At 64.2% G+C, this 14,971-nt stretch carries 15 protein-coding genes; 5 read left to right on the top strand and 10 right to left on the bottom strand.

From position 1 onward, the window contains the following. Positions 1-149 precede the first annotated feature (149 nt). Positions 150-485, top strand: coding sequence for a hypothetical protein (locus FHS69_RS13375; RefSeq protein ID WP_166778092.1), 336 nt, complete (start codon positions 150-152; stop codon positions 483-485). A 54-nt stretch (positions 486-539) separates the two neighbouring features. Here the strand turns inward: FHS69_RS13375 and infA are convergent, their stop codons facing one another. From infA to FHS69_RS13410, 7 genes are all read right to left on the bottom strand, one after another. Continuing rightward, positions 540-806: a translation initiation factor IF-1 gene (gene infA, locus FHS69_RS13380; protein ID WP_166778144.1), complete on the bottom strand. Its 267-nt coding sequence runs from the start codon at positions 804-806 to the stop codon at positions 540-542. Between the two features lie 274 nt (positions 807-1,080). Further along, positions 1,081-1,758: a winged helix-turn-helix domain-containing protein gene (locus tag FHS69_RS13385; RefSeq protein WP_166778093.1), complete on the bottom strand. Its 678-nt coding sequence runs from the start codon at positions 1,756-1,758 to the stop codon at positions 1,081-1,083. A gap of 105 nt (positions 1,759-1,863) precedes the next feature. Next, the gene (locus FHS69_RS13390; protein WP_166778094.1) at positions 1,864-2,886 is read right to left on the bottom strand and encodes an aldo/keto reductase; all 1,023 of its coding nucleotides are present in this window, start codon (positions 2,884-2,886) and stop codon (positions 1,864-1,866) included. Positions 2,887-2,899: 13 nt separating this feature from the next. After that, positions 2,900-3,637: an SDR family NAD(P)-dependent oxidoreductase gene (locus FHS69_RS13395; RefSeq protein WP_166778095.1), complete on the bottom strand. Its 738-nt coding sequence runs from the start codon at positions 3,635-3,637 to the stop codon at positions 2,900-2,902. A gap of 14 nt (positions 3,638-3,651) precedes the next feature. Then, on the bottom strand, positions 3,652-4,794 hold the full coding sequence (locus FHS69_RS13400) for an acyl-CoA dehydrogenase family protein (protein WP_130587062.1): 1,143 nt from the start codon (positions 4,792-4,794) through the stop codon (positions 3,652-3,654). A gap of 13 nt (positions 4,795-4,807) precedes the next feature. Then, a complete protein-coding gene (locus FHS69_RS13405) occupies positions 4,808-5,785 on the bottom strand; it encodes an NAD(P)H-dependent flavin oxidoreductase (RefSeq protein ID WP_130587063.1) in 978 nt (325 codons plus the stop codon). Positions 5,786-5,845: 60 nt separating this feature from the next. Beyond that, positions 5,846-6,436: a flavin reductase family protein gene (locus FHS69_RS13410; RefSeq protein WP_067468275.1), complete on the bottom strand. Its 591-nt coding sequence runs from the start codon at positions 6,434-6,436 to the stop codon at positions 5,846-5,848. A gap of 154 nt (positions 6,437-6,590) precedes the next feature. Here FHS69_RS13410 and FHS69_RS13415 point away from each other — a divergent pair, with 154 nt between their 5' ends. Next, positions 6,591-7,319: a 3'(2'),5'-bisphosphate nucleotidase CysQ gene (locus FHS69_RS13415; protein WP_166778096.1), complete on the top strand. Its 729-nt coding sequence runs from the start codon at positions 6,591-6,593 to the stop codon at positions 7,317-7,319. A gap of 37 nt (positions 7,320-7,356) precedes the next feature. Here the strand turns inward: FHS69_RS13415 and FHS69_RS13420 are convergent, their stop codons facing one another. Next, positions 7,357-8,250: an HpcH/HpaI aldolase/citrate lyase family protein gene (locus FHS69_RS13420; RefSeq protein ID WP_166778097.1), complete on the bottom strand. Its 894-nt coding sequence runs from the start codon at positions 8,248-8,250 to the stop codon at positions 7,357-7,359. A gap of 107 nt (positions 8,251-8,357) precedes the next feature. Here FHS69_RS13420 and FHS69_RS13425 point away from each other — a divergent pair, with 107 nt between their 5' ends. The 3 genes from FHS69_RS13425 to FHS69_RS13435 are packed head-to-tail and all read left to right on the top strand — an operon-like array spanning position 8,358 to position 11,957. Then, the gene (locus FHS69_RS13425) at positions 8,358-9,569 is read left to right on the top strand and encodes an acyl-CoA dehydrogenase family protein (RefSeq protein WP_166778098.1); all 1,212 of its coding nucleotides are present in this window, start codon (positions 8,358-8,360) and stop codon (positions 9,567-9,569) included. Between the two features lie 19 nt (positions 9,570-9,588). Next, the gene (locus FHS69_RS13430; RefSeq protein ID WP_166778099.1) at positions 9,589-10,659 is read left to right on the top strand and encodes an acyl-CoA dehydrogenase family protein; all 1,071 of its coding nucleotides are present in this window, start codon (positions 9,589-9,591) and stop codon (positions 10,657-10,659) included. After that, positions 10,656-11,957: an MFS transporter gene (locus FHS69_RS13435; RefSeq protein WP_243844663.1), complete on the top strand. Its 1,302-nt coding sequence runs from the start codon at positions 10,656-10,658 to the stop codon at positions 11,955-11,957. Before FHS69_RS13430 ends, FHS69_RS13435 begins: the two co-directional genes overlap by 4 nt. On the opposite strand, the gene FHS69_RS13440 is transcribed toward FHS69_RS13435, so the two are convergent. Together FHS69_RS13440 and FHS69_RS13445 are read right to left on the bottom strand one after the other, a co-directional pair. Continuing rightward, the gene (locus tag FHS69_RS13440; protein WP_166778100.1) at positions 11,949-13,175 is read right to left on the bottom strand and encodes a TetR/AcrR family transcriptional regulator; all 1,227 of its coding nucleotides are present in this window, start codon (positions 13,173-13,175) and stop codon (positions 11,949-11,951) included. The two genes, FHS69_RS13435 and FHS69_RS13440, sit on opposite strands and share 9 nt — an antisense overlap. Next, entirely contained in the window at positions 13,172-14,899 is a 1,728-nt protein-coding gene (locus tag FHS69_RS13445) for a class I adenylate-forming enzyme family protein (RefSeq protein ID WP_166778101.1), read from the bottom strand. The genes FHS69_RS13440 and FHS69_RS13445 overlap by 4 nt, the downstream gene beginning before the upstream one ends. Positions 14,900-14,971: the final 72 nt, after the last annotated feature.

Consider the following 14,971-nt stretch of genomic DNA (forward strand, 5'->3'; position numbering starts at 1 on the left):
GCTATTACGACGCGAGTCTCGCGACCTTCGCGAGTTGTCGATGGCAATGTGCTCGGGGAACAGAAGGCTGTTTCGGAACCTGTGTTCAGGATTGCCGCACCGTCAAATTGCGCCTTGCTCCATGCGCAAGCTGCAGCCGCACCCAGACCATGCTGAAACTCACTGATCCGTCCGGCGATGAGGGACGCTTGCGCAAGTTTGGCGATACGGTCGTCAACGTTCGCAGCACCGACAGCGCCCATCAGGGCTCGCTGATGCTTGGCATATTGCTGGTTCAGATCCATCTAGGTTCTCCTGCTTGGGCGGAGATGCTGGTGCATGGCCGCATGTTCGGTCCGCTGATCAATCGACCATCCCGGCGACGATCCGCCGCAGTTCGGCGCTCGGCAACGAGCTTGTGCCCGCTCGATCACGTTTGGCGCACAGCGCGGAGTTTGCGCCATAGCGCAACGAAAGTTTGGGGCGCGACGTATCGCGCATGTTAAGTGCATTCATTGATGTTTTGTCCGGCAGGCTAGCCCGCCGCCTTTACTGATGTCTCAGCGCCTGTATCCGCGCTTTCGAGCACCGGCGGGCATTTGCCCCGGGGTTCGCTCGCGGAAGACGATCCGGCCCTTGGTCAGATCGTAGGGCGTCAGTTCGACATGTACGCGGTCTCCAATGACCGATCGGATTCGGTAGCGACGCATCTTGCCAGCTGTGTAGCAGATGAGACGGTGCTCATTGTCGAGGACCACGCCAAACCGGCCGTCGGGCAGAATCTCATCGATCGCGCCCTCCATCGTAATGAGCTCTTCTTTCGCCAACCAGAACACCCTTGCGTACGAAAAGTCACCCGCACGGACGAATTCCGGTGCGGAGCCAGGAAGGATGAAAGGGATGTGGTGCCGACAGCGCGCCATAGCGCGGGAGGTGGCAATCAATATCCGTCGCAAACGACGTTAGGCAATTTCTATATAGCAGAGTGCAAAGAAATTACAATGCCTAGCGAAAAATAACATGGAAGTTACCGTAGGCATAAAGACCAGCGCAACCGGGCCGGGCAAAGGGGGGCGGCAAAGCCTTTGTTGCCGCCTATGCTCAATCGTAGCTGTCGTAGACATATCCCAGCGAGCGTACCGTGCGTACGCGTTCGCCCGCGCCGACCTTGCGCAAGGCACGACGCAGGCGGCCGATCCAGACGTCGACCGTGCGTTCGTCGATCGGCGGTTCCTGCTTGTCCAGCGCCGCGATCAGGTCGCCGCGCGACAGCACGCGATCGGGGTTTTGTGCGAGGAAATGAAGGAGGCGGAATTCATTGGGTCTGAGGTCGAGCGCCCGGCCGTTCCAGCGCGCCTGCAGCGCCGCCAGATCGACCAGCAGCGCGCCCAGTTCGAGCCGTTCGTTCACGCGCGGCTGCGCGCAGCCCATCTGCAGCGCCATCACCCGGTCGAGCACGGTGGTTCGATCAACCGGGCCGACGAGGTAATCGTCCGCTCCTGCGCGCAGGGCGCGGCGCTTGTCCTCGGCATCATCCTCCTCGAGCACGATGGTGATATGCGCGTCTTCCATGCGCGGGTCCGAGCGCAGCCTGCGGCACATCTCGAGCCCCGAGAGATCATCCATCACCCAGTCGACAAAGGCGCAGACGGGTCCTTCGACCAGTCGTCGCGGGCCGTCGGGAAAGAGGCGTGCGAAAGCATAACGCAGATCGCCATTGTCGAAGTCGGGAAAATCGCCCGCCACCGGGTCGGTCAGGAATATATTGATCGTTCGCACGCGGCTGTCACCCCACCAGTCGGGGCAGCGATGCCGCAGTCATATGACTTGTATGTGACCTCTAAGGCGGGTTTGTAACACTTGGGCGGAAAGGCCCGCTTCGGCCTAGCGCGCCACTTGCGTCAGCGACCAGTCGCGCGGCGCAGTGGAGGCCACGCCGACGGGCGCCTTGGGCAGATAGGGCGCTTCGAGCCGCGCCACTTCCTCGTCGGTCAGGCCAAGCGTCACCGCCTCGAGTGCCGCGCCGATATGACCCGGCTTGGTCGCGCCGATGATCGGCGCAGTCACGCCCTTGGTGAAATGCCATGCCAGCGCCACCGTCGCGCGCGATACGCCGCGATCTGCGGCAATCGCCCCGACTGCCTCGACGATCGCGCGGTCGGCATGCTCCTGCTGGCGGTAGAGCAGCTTCCCGAACCCGTCGGTCTCGCTGCGCACGGTCGTCTCGTCCCAGGCGCGTGCGAGCCGGCCACGCGCCAGCGGGCTCCACGGAATGACCCCCACGCCCTGGTCGGCGCAGAGCGGCAACATCTCGCGCTCTTCCTCGCGGTAGAGCAGGTTGACGTGGTTCTGCATCGCGATGAAGCGCGTCCAGCCATTGGCGCGCGCGACTTCCTGCGCCTTGGCGAACTGCCAGGCGAACATCGATGAGGCACCGATGTAGCGCGCCTTTCCCGCCTTCACGATGTCGTGCAGCGCCTCCATCGTTTCCTCGATCGGCGTGGTATCGTCCCAGCGATGGATCTGGAAGAGATCGACATAGTCCATGCCGAGGCGCGTCAGGCTGTCGTCCACCGCCTGTATCAGCGCCTTGCGCGACAGCCCGCCGGCGTTGGGGGCCTGCCGCCAGGGCAGGAAGGCCTTGGTCGCCACCACGATCTCGTCGCGCCGCGCGAACTCTGGCAGCAGCCGACCGATGACTTCCTCCGACGCGCCGAGCGAATACATGTTCGCCGTGTCGAAGAAGTTTATCCCGGCTTCCACCGCCTCGCGAATGAACGGGCGGCTCTCGTCCTCGGACAGCACCCAGTCGCCATGCCAGCCCTTGCTGGTATCGCCATAGCTCATGCAGCCGAGGCAGAGCTGCGAAACCTTCAGCCCCGAGTGTCCCAGGTTAACATATTCCATCGCTCGGCTCCGTTCATGAAAGCGTCAGTCCGCCGTCGACGCGGATGGTCTGGCCGGTGACATAGGCGGCCAGCGGAGAAGCGAGGAACAGCGCTACCCCCGCCATGTCCTCGGGCGTGCCCATGCGCCCGGCCGGGATGCGTGCCACCGCGCCCGCAGCGCGTTGCGGATCGTCCGTGGTGACCTTTGTCAGCTTGGTTGGCACAAGGCCCGGGGCGATACCGTTGACGCGAATGTCCTCACCCGCCCAGGCCTGCGCGAGCGATCCCACGAGGCTGACCGCGCCCGCCTTGCTGGCGGCATAGGCCGGATTGCCGATCATCGCATGGAAAGCGCCGACCGAGCTGACCACGATCAGCGACCCGCCCCCGTCGGCCAGCGCCGGACGCACCGCACGCGCACAGTCCATCAACGAATTGAGATTGACCTCCATCACCGCGTCCCAGCCCTCGCGCGTAAATTCCTCGCGGTTGTAGCGCACCGTGCCCTGGCACAGCACCACCACATCGAGACGCTGCGGCAGATCGAGCGCGGCAAATGCGCCAGGTCGCGCGACGTCCACGCTGTGGTAGACGAGGTCTGCGAGATCGCTGCCATCCTCTACGCGGTAATCGCCTGCAGAGGCCCGCGTGCCGGTGACATGTACGGCGGCCCCGCGCTTGCGAAACCCATGCGCAATGCCATTGCCGATACCGCTCGACCCGCCGACGACGAGAACGGTCTTTTTTGCGAAATCAAGCGGATCGGACATGGATAAACGTTCCTTCAGATCGAGCGGCTGATAACTTCCTTCATGATCTCGTTGGTACCGCCGAAGATGCGTGTGACGCGCGCGTCGCGCCACAGCCGGGCTATCGCATATTCGTTCATATAGCCCGCCCCGCCATGCAATTGCAGCGCGACGTCGCAGGCTTCCCACTGCAAGTCGGTGTGCCACAGCTTGGCCGCGCTTGCCTCGTCGGTGGTAAGCTCGCCCGCGAGGTGTTTCTTGATCGCCCAGTCCAGATGCGCCCAGCCGACCTGCAGCTTGGCCTTGAGATCGGCGAGCACGAATTTGGTGTTCTGGAATTCGAACACCGTTTTGCCGAAGGCCTTGCGGTCCTTGGTGAACTTGACCGCCTCGTCGAAGGCGCGCTGCGCCGCAGCCTGCCCGCCCACCGCGATGCCCAGTCGTTCCTGCGGCAGTTCTTCCATCAGGTGGATGAACCCGCGGCCTTCGCCGCCGAGGATATTGGTCATCGGCACGCGCACGTCGTTGAAGAACAATTCGGAGGTGTCGGCCGAATGCTGGCCGATCTTGTCGAGGTTGCGCCCGCGTTCGAAGCCCTCGGCATCGGCGTCGACCAGCACCAGCGACGTACCCTTGGCGCCCTGTGCGGGATCGGTCTTGGCGACAACGATGATCACATCGGCGTTCTGGCCATTGGTGATGTAGGTCTTGGACCCGTTCACCACGAGATGGTTGCCGTCCTTGATTGCGGTGGTGCGGATGCCCTGCAGGTCGCTGCCCGCCCCCGGCTCGGTCATGGCGATGGCCGAGATGATGTCGCCCGACACCATGCCGGGCAGGTATTTCTGCCGCTGTTCCTCGGTGCCGAGCCGCTCGATGTAATTGGCAGTGATGTCGTTCTGCAGCGTGAACCCTGCCGAGCTGCCGAGATAGGACAGCTCCTCGCAGAGCACGCAATTGAAGCCGAAATCGAGGCCGAGCCCGCCATTCTCTTCCTTGACCGTGGGGCACAGCATGCCCGCCTCGCCCAGCGCCTTCCAAGCACTGCGCGGCACGATGCCCTCCTCCTCGTGCTGGTCGAGAAAGGGGGTCATGTGCTCGGCAAAGACCTTGCGCACGGTGTCGCGGAAGGCCTCGTGGTCTTCGTTATATGCGGTGCGATAACTGGTATCGAGCATGTTCCGTCTCTCCTCAGCTATCCAGGAAACCGGCGAGCCGCTGGCGGATCAGCACTTCGGCTTCCGCCATGATTCCGTCGATCAATTCCTTGCAGGTCGGAATGTCGTTGATGAGGCCCGCAACCATGCCGCATGACCATGCGCCCGCGTCCATGTCGCCCTCGCTCATGATCCGCGGATAGACGCCCGCGACTTCCTCGATGATGTCCTCGAACTTCAGGTCCGCGCCCAGTGCGCGTTCCTTCTCGAGCAGCCGCTCGACCGCCTCGTTGGTCAGGACGCGCTCGGTATTGCGCAGCGGCCGCATGACCAGGCGCGTGTCGAGTTCGCTCGCCGCGACGATCGCCTTTTTCACGTTTTCATGCACCGGCGCTTCCTTGGTGGCGATGAAGCGCGTGCCCATGTTCATGCCTTCGGCGCCCATCGCGAGGCTGGCGACGAGGCTGCGCGCATCCGCCATGCCGCCGCTAGCGACAAAAGGAATGTCGAGCTCGTCCGCGGCGCGCGGTAGCAGGATCATGTTGGGAATGTCGTCTTCACCCGGGTGACCGCCGCATTCGAAGCCGTCGACGCTGACCGCATCGCACCCGATCGACTGCGCCTTGAGGCTGTGGCGCACGCTGGTGCATTTGTGGATCACCTTGACCCCGGCGTCCTTGAAATAGGGCAGCACCTGCGCGGGATTGTTGCCCGCGGTTTCGACCGCTTTCACGCCGCCTTCGATGATCGCGCGAACCAGTCCGGGGTAATCGGGCGAGTTGACCGTGGGCAGGAAGGTCAGGTTCACGCCGAACGGCTTGTCGGTCATGTCCTTGCAGCGCGCGATCTCGTTGGCGAGCTTCTCGGGCGTGCCCTGCGTCAGGCCGGTGATGATGCCCAGGCCGCCCGCATTCGAAACCGCTGCGGCCATCTCTGCGAACCCGACATAGTGCATGCCGCCCTGGATGATGGGGTGCTCGATGCCGAACATTTCGGTGATGCGAGTTTTCATGTGCTGTGCCTCTTCCCTTGGTTGCTTTTCGCAACGGGTATCGGCAGCGCGGCGCTGAGTCTAGCGCTTCGCCAGTGCTTCTAGCGCGGCCAGCAAATCCGCCCCGCTCGCCGTAAGGGAAAGCCCGCCGCCTTCGCGCTCGGCCAGCCCTTCGCGCTCGAGGTCTTCTCCCGTCGGTGCGCGCATAACCCGTCCATAGCGGCCGCCATGATAGATGAGCGGTTCGGCGTCGCGGCGATCGAAATCGACGACTTCGCCCAGGAAAATGGCGTGATCGCCGCCCTCATACTCGAATTGCGCACGGCAACCGAAACGCGCCGCATAGCCGCTTAGCAGCGGCGCGCCCTCGGGCCCGTCGCACGGATCGAGGCCTTCGAACTTGTCCATGCCCGGTCGGGCGAAACGGTCGGACATGCCTTGCTGGTCGGCTGCGAGCACATGCACCGCCCAGCTCGCTGCATCGCGGAACACCGGCAGGCTTCCGGAGCGCAGCGACAGGCTCCATAGAACCATCGGCGGGTCGAGGCTCACCGAGTTGAAACTGTTCGCGGTCAGCCCATAGGGGCGCCCCTCCCCGTCGCGTGCGGTCACGATGGTCACGCCGGTGACGAAGCTGCCAAGCGCATCGCGGAATGCCTGAGGATCGAACATCTCCTGTCCAGCTAGTCGCGCCCCGACCAATGGGCAACCGTCGTCATCGTCTGGCGGCGTAAAACCATGCGCATGAAGCGGAGCCCCTTCGCATTCTCCGATGTTTCTGCCATGCCCCCGCGCTGCTTCACACGACGGGGACCGACCGAGACTTATGACCGACGCCGAACTTGCCGCCCATCTCGCCCAGGTTGCGGGCCGAATTCTGGTCGAAGTCCGCGACAGCGCCATGTTCACCGGCAAGGCACTGGGCAAAGCGGGCGACGAAACCGCCAACCAGTTCCTCGTCCATGCGCTGCGCGAACAACGCCCAGAAGACGGCTTGCTGAGCGAGGAAAGCAAGGACACCGACGAGCGCCTGTCGAAAGAACGCGTGTGGATCGTCGACCCGGTCGACGGCACGCGCGAATATGGCGAGGCGCGGGCCGACTGGGCGGTGCATGTCGCGCTATGCGTGAACGGCAGGCCTCAAATCGGCGCGGTTGCCCTGCCCGGCCTCGATGTGGTCCTGCGCACCGATACACCGGTAACAGTGCCCGCAGCAGCGCAAACCCCGCGCATGGTCGTCAGCCGCACCCGCCCTGCTGCCGAAGCGGTCGCGGTGTCGGAGGCGATCGGCGCGGAACTGGTCGGCATGGGCAGTGCAGGAGCGAAGGCGATGGCGGTGGTCCGCGGCGAAGCTGAGATCTACCTCCACACTGGCGGCCAGTACGAATGGGACAGCGCCGCCCCCGCTGCGGTCGCGCTCGCGCATGGATTGCACGCCAGCCGGATCGACGGCAGCCCGCTGACCTACAACAATCGCGACACCTACATGCCCGACCTGTTGATCTGCCGTCCCGAATGGGCGGAGCGCGTGCTGGCGGAGGTTGCGAAGCTCTGAGCCGGGCCGAACAACCCGCGTTAGGTACTGGAGGGGTCTAGCCTTCGACCTGCGCGAGCAATTGGCGCGCGCGCGACAGATGCGGTCGATCGAGCATACCGCCCTTCCAGCCAATCGTTCCGGCGCCCGGATTGGCTGCGAACAGATCGACGATCTCGCGTGCTTCTGCCACTTCCTCTTCGGTCGGCGTGAAGGCCTCGTTGATCACCGGCACCTGTGCAGGATGGATCGCGAGCATGCCGCGATAACCCTGTCGGCGCACTTCGATGGCACGCTTGCGCAGCGCCACGAGGTCGCGGAAATTGGTGTCAATCGTCTCCACCGGAACCACTTCGGCAGCCACTGCACCGAGCAGGCACAGGCTGCGCGCGAGTTTGTAGGTGAAAGCGAACTCACCTTCGAAATCCTTGTTGCTCTGCGCACCAAGCGAATCTGCCAGATCTTCCGCGCCCCAGGTCATGGCAGCCAGCCGCGACAGGCCGCCGTAATCGCCGGTAGTGAACATTGCCGCGGCGGTTTCGGTCACCAGCGCAATGACCGGCGTGCTGCCCGGCTCGATGCCGTTTTCCTGCTCGAGCGCGCTCATCATGCTGTCGAGTTGTTCGACATCATGGCGGCCCCGAGATTTGGGCAGCATGATCCCGCCCGGCCCGGCGGGCATGACGGCGGCAAGATCATCGGCCGTCCACTGTCCGTCGAGCGGGTTGACCCGCACCCACAGGCGGGCGCGCTCCTCAACGCTCTTCCCGGCAAGGAATTCGGCAATCGCCGCTCGGGCATCGGCCTTGCCGCTTTCGACCACCGCATCTTCGAGATCGAAGATGACGATGTCGGCGTCGCTTTCGGTCGCCTTGAGCATTTTCTTGCCGCTGTCGCCGGGGGCGAACAGCCAGCTGCGCATGCGGATTCGGAGTTCGGGTATCGCGTTCATGCGCGTGCTTGAGACGCAAAGCGCAGCATTCGTCAAGCATGCCCTAACGTATTTCCGTAAGCGTAAAGCTTGCAGTATGCAGATCGACGGAGATTGAGGAGAGAGACATGGCAACGCAGCTGGAACCACACCTGCATGCCGACGAGGACGCCTTCCGCAGCGAAGTGCAGCAATTCCTCGCGGCCCACTTCCCCGCCGAACTGAAGGGCAAGGCCAATGCACTGGCCGGGGTCGACGGCCCCACCGACGAAACGCCCGCGCAGACCAAGTGGCGCAAAGCGGTCGGCGAACGCGGCTGGGGCACACCGACCTGGCCGAAGGAATATGGCGGCGGCGGCCTGACCAAGGCGCAGGCGAAGATCGTCGAGCAGGAATTCGCCAAGGTCGGCGCCTACAACCCGATCGGCGGCATGGGCGTGATGATGTTCGGCCCGACGCTGCTCGAATATGGCAGTGAAGAACAGAAGCGCCAACATATCCCCCCGATCTGCCGAGGTGAGATCCGCTGGTGCCAGGGCTATAGCGAACCCAATGCCGGGTCGGACCTTGCCAATCTGCAGACCTTCGCCGAAGACAAGGGCGACCACTACATCGTCAACGGTCAGAAGACCTGGACCAGCGGCGGCCAGTGGGCCGACAAATGCTTCGCCATCGTCCGTACCGACAAGAGCGACAAGCACCGCGGCATCAGCTTCATGCTGATCGACATGGATGCCCCCGGCGTCGAAGTGCGCCCGATCACCATGATCAGCGGCACCAGCCCGTTCTGCGAAACCTTCTTCGACAATGTGAAGGTGCCCAAGGAGAACCTCGTCGGCGAGGAAGGCCAGGGCTGGACGATCGGCAAGCGCCTGTTGCAGCACGAACGGACCAACATCTCGGGCGGCGGAGGTCTCGCCAGCATGATGGGGCGCAGCCTTGGTGAGATCGCCAAGAAATATGGCGAGACCGACGCGGCTGGCGAGCTCGCCGACAAGGTGCTGCGCGACCGGATCGCCGATTTTGAGATCCGCTGGAACAGCTTCCTGCTCACCGCGCGGCGCGCGGTGGAAGAAAGCAAGGCGCAGGGCGGCGTGTCGGAAATCAGCTCGGTGCTCAAGAAGCTCGGTACCAAGCTGAGCCAGGAACGCAGCGAATTGATGATCGAGATCCGCGGGCTGCAAGGGCTCGGCTGGGAAGGCGAAGAGTTTACCGACGGCGAACTCGAAGCGGTCCGCGGCTGGCTCTTCGGCAAGGCCACCACGATCTACGGCGGGTCCACCGAAATCCAGAACAACATCATCGCCAAGCGCGTGCTCGGCATGCTCGACCACCAGTAAGAGAGGGGAGCAGGACAACATGGCAGTTCTCAACGAAGAACAGGAAATGCTGCGCGACATGGCGCGCGACTGGGCAACCAACGAAAGCCCGGTCACCGAATTCCGCAAAGTCCGCTCGGCCGGAGAGCCGCAGGCCTATAGTGCCGACGCCTATGCCAAGATGGCCGAAATGGGTTGGGCGGGGATCGTCATTCCCGAGGCGTATGGCGGCTCGGACTTCGGCTTCATGTCGGCCGGCCTCGTGGTGGAAGAACTGGGCAAGACGCTGACCGCCAGCCCGCTGGTCGCCACGACCATCGCCGCGAGCGCGATCATTCTCGGCGGGAGCGACGAACAAAAGGCCAAGTGGCTGCCGAGGCTCGCGAGCGGCGAAACGGTGGCGACGCTCGCGGTCGACGAAGGCGCGCATCACGATCCTTCGGCAATCGAAACCAATGTCTTGGCGGGCAAGCTGACCGGCAAGAAAGCCTTCGTCCACGAAGCGCATGGCGCCGATCTATTCGTGGTCGCGGCAACCGACGGGCTGTATCTTGTCGAAAAAGGCGATGGGGTTGCGCTGACCACCCGCAAGCTCACGGACCAGCGCAGCCATGCCGATGTCGTGTTCGACAATGCATCTGCCGAAAAGCTGGACGATGGCAGCGACAGCCTGCTCGAGGATGTTGTCGCGCGCGCGCAGGTGCTGACCGCGGCCGAAATGCTCGGCATGGCGCAGGCGGTGTTCGACACGACGCTCGACTACCTGAAGCAGCGCGTGCAGTTCAACCAGGTGCTGTCCACCTTCCAGGCGCTGCAGCATCGCATGGCCGATCTGTTCGCCGACCTCGCGCAAATGCGCTCGGCGGTCGATGCGGGTCTGCAGGCGGTCGACGGCGGATACGGCGTGGCTCGCGCCGCGGTCGTCGCCAAGGCCGAGGCGAACCGCGTGCTGCACGTGATCAGCAACCAGGGCATCCAGCTGCACGGCGGCATCGGCATGACCGACGAATACGATGTCGGCTTCTACCTCAAGCGCGCCCGCGTGCTCGAGGCAAGCTGGGGTTCGTCGAGCTATCTCCGGGGCCGTTTCGCCAAGCTGTCCAGCTATTGAACGAACCGCCCGCCACCACGGGCAATGACGAAGTGGCGCGCCCGGACGAAGATGTCTGGGGGCGCCACAACGCCTTCATGGAGGCGAACCTCCGGCGCAATTACGCCACCAATCTGACGCATGGCGTCTTCGGCATGACCGGCTTCCGCCTGATCTACGCCCCGACCATCATCCCCGCCTATCTCTACCTGCTCACCGGCAGCGCGGCCGCAGTGGGCCTCGGCACGGCATTGCTGCAACTGGGCGGGACGGTTTCGCCCATCCTGTCGGGAGCACAGGTCGAAAGCCGGAAGCGCATCCTGCCATATGCCGTCACCGTCGGATCGCTCATGCGGGTCATGGTGCTGGCGCTTGCGATCGCGGCCTGGACGCTCGAGGGCACTGCCCTGCTCGCGGTCACTCTGGCAGCCTTCCTGCTGCTCGGTTTCTTCAGCGGGGCGCAGCGCGTCGCGTTCCAGATGCTGATGGCTAAGCTCATCCCGATCGACAGGCGCGGTCGACTACAAGGCATCCGCAACATGGCGGGCGGACTGATCGCGGCGGGCCTCGCCTGGGTAGCGGGCCATTACTTCATCGCGCAGGAATGGCTTGGCAACGGCTATGCCACCACCTTCCTGCTGGCATTTCTGCTCACTTCGGTGGGTCTCGTAGTGCTCAGGCTCGGCATTCGCGAACCCGACGCGCCGCGATTGCGCCCCGTGTTGCCGCTGCGCGACCGCATGGGCCAGTTCGGCGAGCTGTTGCAGCATCGCGACTTTCGGGCCTTCCTGGTCGCACATGGCCTTGCCGCGGTTGCGCGGGTGGGTCTGCCGTTCTGGACGCTCTTCATTGGCGACCGGCTCGGGCTGGACGGCGCGTTGATCGGCTCGCTCAGCCTCGCATTCCTGGCGGCGGACACGATGTCCAATCTCGTCTGGGGATCGCTGGGCGACCGGATAGGCTTTCGCGCGGTCTATCTGGGATCGCTGTTGTGCAGTCTCGCGGGGCTGGCCCTGCTGGTGCTGGGCGACGGGTGGCTGGTCTATGCCAGCTTCGTCGCGCTTGGCTTTGGCTTCTCGGGCTGGATGATGGCTGCGGTCACGCTGGTGCTCGAATTCGGCGCCCATGAAGACATTCCGATGCGCCTCGCGCTCACCACTACGGTGGAAGGCGGCGTTTCCTCGGTCGGCCCGATACTGGTCGGCCTGAGCATCGCTGCGCTCGGCTATGCCCCGCTGATCGTGGCCGCTTTCGCTGCGCTGATCGGCAGCCTGGCGCTGATGCTGTGGCGCGTGCGCGAGCCCCGCGCTTCAGCCTGACGGAGCGAGCATGCCTTCGGACATCACCGACAGATAGGTTCGCGTCGCTGCTTCCGGCGGATCGAACCGCGCCGCCCAGTGCCGCGCCTCGTAAGCCGAGTTGACCGTCGACATGATAACCTGCCCCGCAACCAACGGGTCGATCGCGCGCACCGAACCATCGGCGATACCGTCGATCAGCATTCCGGCGAAGCGACGCGCCAGCCGGTTCGACCTCGTCACGACGCCGATCTTGTGCTCGGCATCGAGCGCCTGCAGCGCCGTGGTACGCAGCAGTGGCGTACGATCGAAAAACTGCAGGTCGACAAGTTCGGCCAGCACGCTGGTCAGCCGGGTCCAGTAATCGACCCCGATATCGCGCCCGGCGATTTGAACCGTCGAAAGCCGGTCATAGCTGTGCTGGAAGCACGCGAGGACGAGATCGTCCTTGGCTTCGTGGTGATGGTAGAAGCTGCCCTTGGTCACGTTGAGGCTCTCGGCAATACGGTTGACCGATGCCCCGCGATAGCCGCGTTCGTTGATCGTCACCGTCGCCGCACGAAGAAAAGCCTCGTTCTGGCTCGCATCGTCGTCGTCGGACGTGCGCCAGCTCCCGCTGAGCGGTTGAGGCGCGTAAGTGCCGCGCTGCGCAGGCAGGCCGTGCGCGAGCACGTCGAAAAGGCGCTCCTCGATGCGCGCGAAATCGAGCACCGAATACCGCATCGACCACACCGGCCACCACATCATCGCCTCGAGCAGAATGTGCGCGCGCGCGGAGAACAGCGCGCGCTGTGAATTGCTGCTCCATTCGCCGAAAAAGCGCCGCACCAGATCGACGATCCGCAGGTAATGCGCCATCAGCGGATCCTGCACTTCCGGCTCGAGCGTGCGGATTTCGGATAGCGCGGTCGTCAGGCCGTGCTCGCCTGCGCGGATACGCTGACGCAAGGTGACGTGCGCGGCGATGAAATGGCGCAAACGCGCGGCCGGGTCTTCCTGCGCCAGCGCTTCGCGCGCAATGTTCTCCATCAGCGTCAGCGTCTGGTCGTACACCGCGACGACGAGTTGCTCTTTGCGCGGAAAGTAATAGGTCACGCTGGTCGCATTGAGCCCGATCGCGCGGGCCACTTCGGCCAGCGTGGTCGCCTGGACGCCCACCTCGTTGATCAGCACCGCAGCGGCCTGGACGATGGCTTCGCGCTTTTCGCCGAACTTGCGCGTAGCGGCCGGCCTGTTCATGCGAAGAACGCCCCGAGGTCCTTCTTCAGGATCTTGCCATTGGCATTGCGCGGCAGGGTGTCTTCGATGAAAGTGATGCGCACCGGCACCTTGAACTTCGCCAATCGCGCAGCGACCCAGTCACGCAATTCGTCCTCGGTGGCCGTCATCCCCGGCGCGAGATGCACTACGGCGGCAGGTTCTTCACCCAGCGTCGGGTGGGAAATGCCCACCAGCGCGGCATCGGTTACCGCCGGGTGATCGTAAAGAACGTTCTCCACTTCGGAAGAATAGATGTTCTCGCCCCCACGGATGATCATGTCCTTCGCGCGGTCGACGATATAGCACCAGCCCTCCTCGTCGAGCCGGGCAAGGTCGCCGGTGCGCACCCAGCCGTCGACGAAGGTTTCGGCGGTCGCCTCGGGGCGGTTCCAATAGCCTTTCACCACCATTGGGCCGCGCGCCCACAACTCGCCGACTTCGCCGGGTGCCAGTTCGCTGCCATCGTCCCCGACGATCTTGAGATCCGCGACCGCGACCGGCGGCCCGCAGCTGTCGGGCCGGTTGAGATAATCCTCGCCTGAATTGCCGGTGACCGTCGCCATGGTCTCGGTCATGCCCCAGCCATTGGCCGGAAGCGCGCCGAATTCCTCGTGGATCTTTCGAACCAGTTCGGGCGCGGCGGGCGCGCCGCCATAGGCCACCGCCTCGAGGCTCGAGAGATCGTAATTCGCCCGCTCGGGATGTTCGAGCAATTGCCACGCGATTGTCGGCACCCCCCCGGTCAGATTGACCTTCTCGCTCTCGATAAGCTGGAAGGCTTTCACCGGATCCCACTTGTGCATGAAGATCATCGTGTGCCCCGCCACGGCATAGCCCATGAGTCCTGCCGAACAGGCCGTGACATGGAACAGCGGGATCACCGTCAGCCCGACCTTCTGTACCGGAGCGGGCGGCTCCTCACCGCGGCGAAGGGCTGCGAAAGCGCCATTATAGGCGCTCGACACGATGTTCGTGCACAGATTGCGGTGCGTGCCCAGCGCGCCCTTGGGCTGCCCCGTGGTCCCGCTGGTGTAGAAGATCGTTGCCTCGTCATCCGGAGCGATTTCGACCTCGGGCAATTCGGCAGCGGGCAGCGCGCCGTAATCACTCGGTGTCCCGATAATGTCCTCGAGCCGCTCGCCGCCTGCGGCATCACCGCGCGAGACGAACACGGTTTCCAGTTCGGGCAAATCGCCGCGATGCGGAACGATCCGCTCCCATCGTTCGGCATCGCAGACCAGAAGTTTACTGCCGGAATTGGCCAGTCCGAACGCCAGCTCGGGCCCGGTCCACCAGGCGTTGAGCGGCACGCAGATCGCTCCGATCGTCGTGGCGGCGAAAAAGGCCACCGGCCATTCGGGCAGGTTGCGCATGGCGAGCGCCACACGGTCGCCCTTCTCCACCCCGCGCGAACGCAATTCCGCAGCCAGCCTGGCGACCGCGCGGAACCAGCCTTCGTAGCTGACGCGTTCGTCCTCGTAGATCGCGAAGGCGCGCTCGCCATGCGTACGGGCAAGCAGCGCCACCTGCCCGAGGTTCGCCGGGGCGTTCTTCCAGACGCGTGTTGGCACCCCGCGAATATCGATGGTTTCCATCTCGAAGCGCTCGCCCGGTGCAGTCAGGCGCTCGATACATTGCGCTCTGGACATGGCAGGCCAGCCCGGCGGCGGCACGAAATCGATCGCACGCGCGAGGTCGTTCATGGCATTCCCCTCATCCTCGCCTCTGCGGGCGAGTCTCTCTCTCAAACGTGTGGTCTAAACCTGCTTGGCGGG

The organism is Qipengyuania flava (genome assembly GCF_011762005.1).
GTDB lineage: Bacteria > Pseudomonadota > Alphaproteobacteria > Sphingomonadales > Sphingomonadaceae > Qipengyuania > Qipengyuania flava.